Below are 10,253 nucleotides of genomic sequence, written 5' to 3' on the forward strand. Positions count from 1 at the left end.
ATATAACAATAATATGGCTTTGCATTATTCATAGTATACAAAGTTTAAACTCCTTATTAATTATAAAGGAGCTATTTTTATATTTTCTCAAAAATACTAACGGTAGGTAAACTATGAAACATAATGAAAGTATTTGATTTATTATAATCCTCTTATTAGTAGACAAAAAAATAAAGCATCCAAGGGATGCTTTATTTTTTTATATTATTTTATGGGGTTTAGTATATTCTGAAACCATGAATTTTAACCTATCTAGAACCATGCCTTTAAAAGAAATTAAATAATATAAAAGCTCTTTTTGTTGGGGCGGTGTTAAGTAATTAAACCTTGGTTCCTCGCTAAGAAATTTCTTTATTATTTTAACATTATCATGAGTTAGTCTTTTAGGATTGCCTTTAGACAATCCAGCTCTTTCAAATAGAAATTCTTTAGCTTCTTGGCTAATTAATAAGCTCTCTACCCAGTTCATTGTGTTCTCAGATGTATTTTTATTAATAAACTTTGTAGGAATATTGGTATTATATTTATAGTTATTTTGAATTTCACTTTTTGTAAATCCTGTAGTTTTTAAAATATAATCAATCGTTACATTAAGTTTATCAAGAATCATTTGTCTATTTTCTTTTATAGAGTCACCTTTATTAAATAGTCTTCGTAATATTTTAACAAACTGTTCATTTTGGTTATCTGATAAATCTTCAATTATACATGGTGCAGACTCTCTTTCAGCTGAAATCATATAAAGGTATTTACCATAACCTCCTACTAGTAAATAAACATCTTCAATAGGATCTTTTTCTACGGGTAATATAAGATCATATTCTGAAAGAAAATGATCATTTCTTTTCATCCTTTTTTGAAAAGCTACAGACGTTTTTAATTCAATTATAGGTTTGATTTTATCAAGAGGAATATAAATTATTTCCTTTTTCATATACAGACCTCCTTATTAGGAAGTATATGAAAGATAAAATTTGTACTATTCCCATAATATATTACTATTTTTTTCAATCTCTATTTATTTTTAACATAAGATAGTGCTTTTTTAGATTTTTAGATTATGTCTATAATATCCAATGTCTCAATGGAGCGAGTACCTTATTATAGAGCGTATTAGAATCTATTAGATCTGATAAATCTATATTTTCATTATCGTTAAGCATTTTAAATCGAACAACTATATTAAAGTCAATCCAAATACAATATAGTTTTGTAGTGTCTATTTGAGATAAAATTAATGGAATATCACGTACTTTCTTTGCATCTAGTAGTTGATGTATAATTTCGTTTGGTAAGCTACTTTGTGTAACACTTAGCTCGTTTTCTTTAACTTTAAATCAAATTTCATCAGATTTTGGGCCGTGTGGATCAAATTCATGTGGACCACTTGCTAATTCACTTTGAAGCAATATATATAATGTATGATTGAAATAATATGGTATAATTATGAAATAATGAGTATGGGGGGATCGTATGATTATAGAGATGTTTCCAGCAAGAAATGGAGATGCATTTTTAATAAGATTAGATAATAAAAAAAATATACTTGTTGATATGGGATATATAGATACATATAAAAGCAACATAAGGGATAGTTTGCAAAAGATTAATAATGAGAATCAATGTATCGATTTATTAATTATAACCCATATAGATGAAGATCATATAGAGGGTGCGATAGAGTTCTTGAAAGAAAATGGAGAGTCTAACAATCCTAATATTATAGAAATAAAAGAGATATGGTATAACTCATATAAGCATTTACAATTCGATAAAGTCAAAGTTGATAATATCTCAAGGTTTGAAAAAAAACAATTAGAAGAAATAAAATTAAGCAATTCAGGAATATCTAAAAATGAAACAAATGAATCAAATTTAGTTAGCGCAAGACAGGGTAGTACATTAGCAGGATATTTATATGCATTAGGGTATGTAGATAAAAAATGGAACACATCATTCGATTTTGAAGCTGTAAACTTAGATACTAGTAATAAGATTGAATTGGATGATATTGTAATCTACATACTATCTCCTGATACAAATAAATTAAAAAGTTTATCAAAATTATGGAATAATAAGTTAAAAAAAATAGATATTGATTTTTCTATTAGTGATGAAAAAATTTTTGATGATGCTTATGAAATGTATATGAAAAAGATTAAACCAATTATTGACGTAAATGAAAGTAACAACATTTCGTATGGAGCAAAGTCTTTTGAAATTATTGTTAATGAAGAAATTAAACAAAGCAAAAAAGATACATCGAAAAGCAATGGAGGATCTATATCTTTTATATTAGAGTATAAAGATAAAAAAGTTTTATTTTTAGGGGATGCACATGAAGATATAATAATGGAAAATTTAGAGAAATATAAAGATGATGGAAAAACACTAAGATTTAACGCAGTTAAAATTTCTCATCATGGAAGTATAAAAAATAATTTTAATTGGATTGAAAATGTAAAAGCTAAGAAGTATTTAATTTCAACAAATGGAGAAAAACATAATCATCCTAATAAAGAAGTAATTGCAAAAATACTGCAATGTAATAAGGAGAAAAAGACATTATATTTTAATTATCCATTAGACATATGTAATGATATTAACAAAAATATGTTACAAGAAAATTATAACTATTCTATTGTCATAGGGAATGGAACTTCTAGTTTGCAAATTGAGGTGGATGATAAGGATGAATGATATAGAAAAGGAAAGAATTGAGAAGTGTGTTGTTCAGATTGAGTGTATTAATAAATTAGATGATGAAGATATAGAATTAGGGACAGGCTTTTTTATAGAGAAAAATATTGTTATTACTGCTAGTCATGTTATTGATAAGTATTATACGAATTCTTCAGATTATATTATTAATGTAATACCAATTAAAGCAGGTATAGATAGAGAGATAAAAGTAAAAAAAGTGATAGAAAACGAAAAGAATAATTTTATTGCAATTTTGGAATTAGAAGAAACGGTAGAAATAGTTAATCCATTAAAATTTACTATAGGTTATCAAATAAAAAGAGATGATAAGTATTTTTCTTTTGGTCACCCACAATGCAAAAGGATTGTTGGATATACAGTAGAAAATAAAATTGCTACTACTATAAATGAAAATCAATCAAGAAAGGTAAATTGGGATTTAAATTTAACTGGAGAGAGGTTAGAGGACTTTAAAGGGTTTTCAGGATCACCTGTAGTTATTGATAATATGTTAATAGGTATAGTGCAAACTGAATCAGATGCAAAAGGAAAAACTATATCTATAGGTATGTCAAGCATGGATATTATGAAAAAATATATTGATTGTGAATATTATGAAGAATATAATGATATACAATTAAAAAACATAGAAAAATTAAATTTTGAAATACAATTAGTAGAAATATCTGATATTAGTAAAATAATCAAAAAAATGATAAATATAAAGAATAGTACAAATAATAAGATATGCAAAAGAAAAAAACCTTATACAGTAGTAGAAAAAACACATCTAAATGAATTATCAGGTAATATTTCTGCAAAAATAAGAAAATATCATGATGAATCATTTGATATAATTGATGAAGCTATTACGTGCTTAGAGGAATATGAACGTTGTATAAGAGACGATTTATATAATTATTATTGGGAAATATATATAGATACATTAATTGAATTAGAAATTGATAGTGAAGATATTGATAAAATAAAACAACATTCTACTAGTATTTATTTAGATTTATCAAAAAACATAAAGAAACAGTTGTTTGATGGGAAAAAATCTGATATACCTAGTGATAAAATAGTTACATATATAAGTGCAATAACAGCATATGTATTTTATAAATGTAAATTTTTAATACCTATTGAGAAAATTAGTCTCTAGGTAAAGGAAATGGAGATGATGAGGAATGATTGTAGATTTTGATAATGATCCTCGTAATTCGATTATATACACTTCTAGTATAATATTATCTTATCTAAAGTGCGAAAGCAATTCTAAAAACTTAGATGATTTATGTAGATATTGTTTAAATGGAAAGATGGAGTATTCAATATTTTTCTTATCGATAGATTGGATGTTTTTAGTAGGTATAATAAAGGAGATCAATAAAAGAAATGAGGTGGTTTTATGCGATTAGTAAGTTTAGTTGTAAAAAGTTCTATAACTAATGAAGTTATTAGGTATATAGAATTCAATGAATCTGGACTTTCTTTGATAGTTGATGAGACTGATAACAAAACAAGTGGAAGTAATATTGGAAAAACCACAGCTGTAAAGGTTATTGATCTTTGTCTAGGGGCAAAATCTATATCGAGTTTATATAAAGAAAAGGATACAGGAGAAAATCATATAGTAAAGGACTTTTTAGAAAAAAATAAAATAGTATCAGAGTTAACCTGTAAAATAGATGATAAAGATTATGCTTTTAAAAGAGCCTTATATAGAAATGGAAAAAATGAGATAAATGGTGAAATTGTTAAGAATATTACTGAGTATAGGAATAAATTAAATGAAATAATATTTGATAATACAAATAATAAGCCAACATTAAGGCAACTAATTTCAAAGTTTATTAGGTTAGAAAATTCAAATGAAAGTGCATTACTTAAATATTTAGGGACATTTTGTAAAAATTATGAATATCAAGCTATCTATGAATATTTATATGGGATTGATACTTCAAAATCAGAAAACGTAGATATTTTATCGTTAAATGAAGATATAGACAAGGATATTGAAGCAATTTTTAGAAAAAATGGGGTGTCGTCATTAAGTGAATTTAAAGCAAAGATAAGTTTAATGAAAGAAGAAGTTGAAAAGTTCAAAAAAGCTTATTCAGAAGTTACAATAATAGAAGAATATGAAGATAAAAAGAAAGAAATGAAAGAAGTTCTAACATGTATAAATAAGTTAGAAGGGATCTCTGCTAAAGGAAATTTGAAAATTAACTTAATGAAAGAAAAGATAAAAAAGGAAGAAGAAAAGATATTTTCTGTTGATCATAAGCTATTAAAGAAATTGTATGATGAAACAAAGATATTAATGGATAAACCATTAAAAGATTTTGAAGAATTACAAAAATTTCATAATGGAATGGTAAATAAAAGAATTACAATGTTAAAAGAATCATTAGAAGAAATGAATAGCTCTTTAAGTGTTGTAGATAATGAATTGAGTAGACTACGTAAAGAATATGAAACAAATTACGTTAGCTTTAATACTGAGCTTAAAGACAAATTTGAAGAAAAATATACCGAGTTTTCTATAAATAAAATCAAGTTACAAAATTACATAAATGATTATGAGTATATAGTTACAAAGAAAAAAGAAAAACAAGATAATTTAGATAAAAAGGTTAAGGAAAATAATGATTTTGATAAAAAGGAAGATATCAAAAAAACTCTAAATAATTATTTTAAAAACCTAACAGACAAAATAATTGGAGAAACTTTTGCAATCGTATTGAATGATGATGAGAATGAATTTCCAGTTAAGATTATTGGTATGAATGGAAAACCAGGTACTGGAATAAAAAAAGCAATGATTACTTGCTTTGATTTAGCCCATATAAATTTAATTATAGATAAAAAATATCATATGCCAGTTTTTGAAATACATGACAAGTTAGAAAATATTGATTTGAAGGAATTAAAAAATATAATTAAAATAACTAGAAAGTTTAGAGGACAGTATATATTTCCAATACTTAATGATAGAATTGATAAGTTAGATATATTAGAAAAAGAAGTAGTATTGAGGCTTTCATCAGAAAATAAATTTTTTCAGATATAAACGAATTGTTTATAATAAATGTATATTATGAATATTAAGTAGGAATATTGAGGTTAAAAACTTTAGTATTCCTTAATGGATTTTTATAAGTCTATTTAGTAAGATAAAAAATATAAGAAAAAATTAATTATTACAATAGTCAATTATTTTATAGAAGAGATAAAATATACAAATAAGATAAGTTAGATAAAGTACAAATTATTGTTAAAAATCTATTATAAATGATAGAATATAAGAAATTATTATAATAACGTAATTTTTGATGTATTAAGCTTAATGTAGTAAAAATATAATTAGATGTCATTTCAAAAAAATAATATAGGTTTTCCTTTTTATATGAACTTAATAATTATATAATTAAGATAAAATTAAAAAGCTACAAATTAAAGATTATAATTTTGAATTTATACTTATCAAAAAATATTTATTTAAGGAGTGGTTATATGTTTCCATATATTAATAAAGAAGGACTACTTGCATGCCCTTGTGGAAATACAAATTTGTTAGTAGCTGGAAGTAAACATAATAAGGTTACACAAATACCGGTGTTTAGCATTATATGTGTTAATTGTTCTAAAAAAAAGAATAAGTTGAACCATGTTTGTGGATTAGGAACTATTAAGGATTTAATTGAGCGCGATTGTGATATTAAATATCATAATAAAGTCTTTGAAAATATTATTAGTAAGCAACTTGAAATGCCGTATAATTCAGAAACTGGAGAGATATATATATGTGATTTTATTCCACAGATAGAGTTTTAACTTAACCCATATAAAGAAAATGAATTTCATATAACACATAATAATATTCCAGATATAGTCATGTATATATTTTGAAATTTTTTATTAGTTTGCTTAGAGGAAATTATATTTTGTTTGATAGTTAAAGATAAAAATATTGTACAGTATAATAATATATGTAAATTTAATTTATACTACTTAAGTTAATGAAATCATAGCAAAGTTATTTCAATTCAATGTACTAAAATGTAAATATATAATATATTCATATAACTATTTTGGAATTGTTAAGTATATTCATAAAAAATTAGATGGATTTATTATCATATATGTATAAACTTTAATTTTAATTAAACTAAGTTCTAATTTTCGAAATCTATGTTTCTTAAAAACATTATAGAAAGTACCTAAATTACAAATGAAATGTATTATTATATAGAGCGTAGATATAATAATCAATATTTATATATTCTCAAAAATACTAATCGTAGGCAAACTATGAAACATAATGAAAGCATCCGTGTAGGATGCTCTTATTATTTATATCTAAAACTCATAATTATTAGTTTATATATCTTTTAAACAATTATTTTACTATATTTTTAACAGCAATTATAATGTACTAAGGTGCATAGCATCTTTGTATATAGGATGACTCAAAATATCTTTATCAAGCAATCCAAATTTACTTAAATCACCCATTATAGGTTGTGAAAATTCAATTGTATCTATAGAACCTCCATGGGCGTTCTTATCTGTAGAAACTTTAATCGATAGATTTTCAAATAAAAGATCTACATCTTTTGATTCCTCAATTTCATCATCACAAGAAATTATATTTTTATATCCTTTCAGTGTAATTAGCTTATCTTCATTAAGAAACCATTTAAATAATATAATATCGTAGTATAGTGGTCTCATGTAAGCTATAAACCCCATTCCTTCTTCGGTAAATCCAATAATTGTATCTTCAAAATTATCATAATAAAATATGTCTGATGACCATAAACCTATTAAATTCATTATTTTTTCTCCAATCTATTTTTTTGAACCTATTATTATATTATCTATTGTTTTTAAAGTAGAAGTATACCAAGGATATAAATCAGGTTGATTTATCCAAGACTGAGATAATTCAAGAAAGTCAGTATCGTTAGCAATAGGATAGAAAAAATTTAATAACATATCTTTTAGCATATTCCATTCTTTATCAATATTATTTGGAATATAGTTTTTATTATATAAATAATTCAATGTATATTGTCTATCTACTGGTGGTATTAAATTAGGTAAAAAATGAGCCATAACTTTTGTATTTCCTATTAAACTTATATTACTTTTCATAACACAGATATTTTTGAAAACGTACTCAATTTGCTCTAAAACCGTTTCATTTATAGTTTTAAATGAGTATTGTTTTAAAAATTCTATGCTCTCCTTTATATTTAAAATACTTTCTTTGAAAACATCAAATTCAATCATTTTTGCTCCTGTTGGACCCATTCTATGCATACCCCAAGACGTTAAAACAGCATATACATATTCTATACTGTTTTCAAGGTCATTAGTATTTAAAAGCTCTAATGCACGTTTATGAAAATATAAACTTGTACCAGTAAATGTTTTCTGGTTATAGAAAGTTTCATGATAGGATTTAGCGTTTTTTAAAATATCGTCTCTTTTATTATGTAACGTTAATTCCTCCTTCAAATGAGACATAATAAGAAATTATATATATCTATAACAAGGTTAATATGACTAAATAGAAATCCTTCGATTATATATACTTAATTATAGATATGTAAATTCCTGCTAAGTTATTACAAAATAATACAAAATCATACTATGATATGTTAAAATATACTTATAAATTTTGTGAAAAAATGTAAAAATAAATATATTATATAATTAATTGACAATAACTCAACTATTTCGGCAAGTAGGCCTTAACTTGTTCGAATTATATAATCAATTATTAAAAAATCTTATAAATCATAAAAGAGAAATAATCAAATTTAAAAAAATTATGAGAGGTAACTAATGACAAATTACAAAGAGATATTAAATCCTTTTCCACTGGATGATAAAACAGTGTTTGGAAAAGTTATAAGATGCGATAAAATTGATAATAAAGATAATGAGGGGTATTATTATGTTGTTGAAATTACGTTAACAAATAAAGAAATGATTTCTTTTGATGAAGATATATATAGTAATGATGGACTGTTAAATTCTATTACAAAGTATGCATTAGAGGCAGATGATTCATTTAGAAATAAGATTAAGAATAGTTTTGAAAAATATAATTTAACTGATGACTTAAATTGGGTATTTGATGTAGTTTCTGATTATAAAAAAGATAACAAGAAAATATTAAAAGAGTTAAAAAAAATTTATAATAAGTTTACACCTTATTTTTATGAATTTTCAGCAATTGTTGAAGATTTAGATTTAGGGGAAGAATTATTTAATTATTATCACGAAAATAAGTACTGTGAATTTATTCTTTGTGATAGTTCACAGAATAAAAAATATAATGAGCATATAATTAAGGGAAACCTTATTTTTAGTGCAAGCCCTATTGAGGTTAGAAATAAATGCTTAGTAATAACTGATAATACAATACCTTCAGGATACTTGAATAGAATAACTGATAAAACATTGTTTGAAACAGGTCATAGTGTTATAAATATTTCACACAGAGACATGTTGAAAAATTTAATTGATAAGAATATTCCAAAAAAAATCAAAAAAATTAAATATACAATGTTTAATGTTGGACAAGGGCTGTGTTCTTATGTAAGTTTAAATAGAAACTATGGTATTTTTTTTGATGTAGGATTTACGAAAATAAAACGAGATACTAAAGCCTTTTTAAATAAAGATGCCTTCAAAACTAGAATACCTAAGATAATAATATTATCTCATTGGGATTTAGATCATATTTTAGGTGTAAGCTATTGCAATAAAGAAATCTATAATAGAATCTGGATAGCTCCGGATATAAATGAGATTAAAACAAAAGATAGGTCTATTTCTGCATTAAGATTAAGTAAATATCTTCAACTAAGAGAAGCACTAAATAATTTTGGTATACTGCCATCATCTTCAGCATTTAAAAAATATTTGTTTTTGATTAATAATAGTTTTGATGGACAAACAGTTTATAAGAATAAAAATATAATATTACATAAGGGATATAATGATGAAAGAGCAGTTAATGGTAAAAAATATAGTAATTATAAGAATAATTTTGGACTTTTACTCGAACTTAAGAACAAGAGAAATTTACTTTTAACAGGTGACACAGATTATTATAGAATGCCAAAGTCTATTAAGTCTACTATGTTTAATTTTTTACAAGTGCCACATCACGGTGCCGATGCTGGAACACCTAAATATAGACCCTTAAAAAGACATCCTAAGTGTTCTAAAAAATGTAGTGTACAGTGTGGACTTGCAATAGTATCGGTAAGTGAAGATTTTAATAGTCATAATCATCCAAAATATAAAGAGCATCTTAAACTTTTAGAGCGATACGGATATGAGATACATAGAACAGATGAAGATGGCGAATGTGTAATCAATCTCTAAATCAGAAATAAACATTAATATTAATATTAATATAATCTATTGTGCTAGTTGAAATCAATTTACTTAATATGGTAAATTGATTTCAACAAAAAATCATCCTCTCAAATTTAAAATTATGGATATTTTATCCAAATGTT

The 10,253-nt window shown here is 24.3% G+C and carries 9 protein-coding genes; 6 read left to right on the top strand and 3 right to left on the bottom strand.

Annotated elements, in window-relative coordinates:
• Positions 1 to 199: 199 nt before the first annotated feature.
• A complete protein-coding gene (locus tag WJW32_RS04775; RefSeq protein ID WP_340255766.1) occupies positions 200 to 934 on the bottom strand; it encodes a hypothetical protein in 735 nt (244 codons plus the stop codon).
• 539 nt (positions 935 to 1,473) lie between these two features.
• Here WJW32_RS04775 and WJW32_RS04780 point away from each other — a divergent pair.
• From WJW32_RS04780 to WJW32_RS04800, 5 genes are all read left to right on the top strand, one after another.
• Positions 1,474 to 2,700: an MBL fold metallo-hydrolase gene (locus WJW32_RS04780; RefSeq protein ID WP_340255769.1), complete on the top strand. Its 1,227-nt coding sequence runs from the start codon at positions 1,474 to 1,476 to the stop codon at positions 2,698 to 2,700.
• The gene (locus WJW32_RS04785; protein WP_340255772.1) at positions 2,693 to 3,868 is read left to right on the top strand and encodes a S1 family peptidase; all 1,176 of its coding nucleotides are present in this window, start codon (positions 2,693 to 2,695) and stop codon (positions 3,866 to 3,868) included. Before WJW32_RS04780 ends, WJW32_RS04785 begins: the two co-directional genes overlap by 8 nt.
• Positions 3,869 to 3,893: 25 nt before the next feature.
• On the top strand, positions 3,894 to 4,124 hold the full coding sequence (locus tag WJW32_RS04790; RefSeq protein ID WP_340255775.1) for an ABC-three component system middle component 6: 231 nt from the start codon (positions 3,894 to 3,896) through the stop codon (positions 4,122 to 4,124).
• Entirely contained in the window at positions 4,115 to 5,779 is a 1,665-nt protein-coding gene (locus tag WJW32_RS04795) for a hypothetical protein (RefSeq protein WP_340255778.1), read from the top strand. The genes WJW32_RS04790 and WJW32_RS04795 overlap by 10 nt, the downstream gene beginning before the upstream one ends.
• A 443-nt stretch (positions 5,780 to 6,222) precedes the next feature.
• Positions 6,223 to 6,543 (top strand): hypothetical protein, encoded by a 321-nt coding sequence (locus tag WJW32_RS04800; protein WP_340255781.1) that lies wholly within the window; start codon positions 6,223 to 6,225, stop codon positions 6,541 to 6,543.
• A 591-nt stretch (positions 6,544 to 7,134) separates the two neighbouring features.
• Here WJW32_RS04800 and WJW32_RS04805 read toward each other — a convergent pair.
• Together WJW32_RS04805 and WJW32_RS04810 are read right to left on the bottom strand one after the other, a co-directional pair.
• Positions 7,135 to 7,545, bottom strand: coding sequence for a hypothetical protein (locus WJW32_RS04805; RefSeq protein ID WP_340255784.1), 411 nt, complete (start codon positions 7,543 to 7,545; stop codon positions 7,135 to 7,137).
• Between the two features lie 15 nt (positions 7,546 to 7,560).
• Complete coding sequence (locus tag WJW32_RS04810) at positions 7,561 to 8,025, bottom strand: hypothetical protein (protein ID WP_340255787.1); 465 nt, start codon at positions 8,023 to 8,025, stop codon at positions 7,561 to 7,563.
• A gap of 537 nt (positions 8,026 to 8,562) precedes the next feature.
• Between WJW32_RS04810 and WJW32_RS04815 the strand changes: the two genes are divergently transcribed.
• Positions 8,563 to 10,116, top strand: coding sequence for a hypothetical protein (locus tag WJW32_RS04815; RefSeq protein WP_340255790.1), 1,554 nt, complete (start codon positions 8,563 to 8,565; stop codon positions 10,114 to 10,116).
• The last annotated feature ends 137 nt before the right edge of the window (positions 10,117 to 10,253 follow it).

It is taken from the genome of Tepidibacter sp. Z1-5, from assembly GCF_037844525.1.
Taxonomy (GTDB): domain Bacteria; phylum Bacillota; class Clostridia; order Peptostreptococcales; family Peptostreptococcaceae; genus Tepidibacter_A.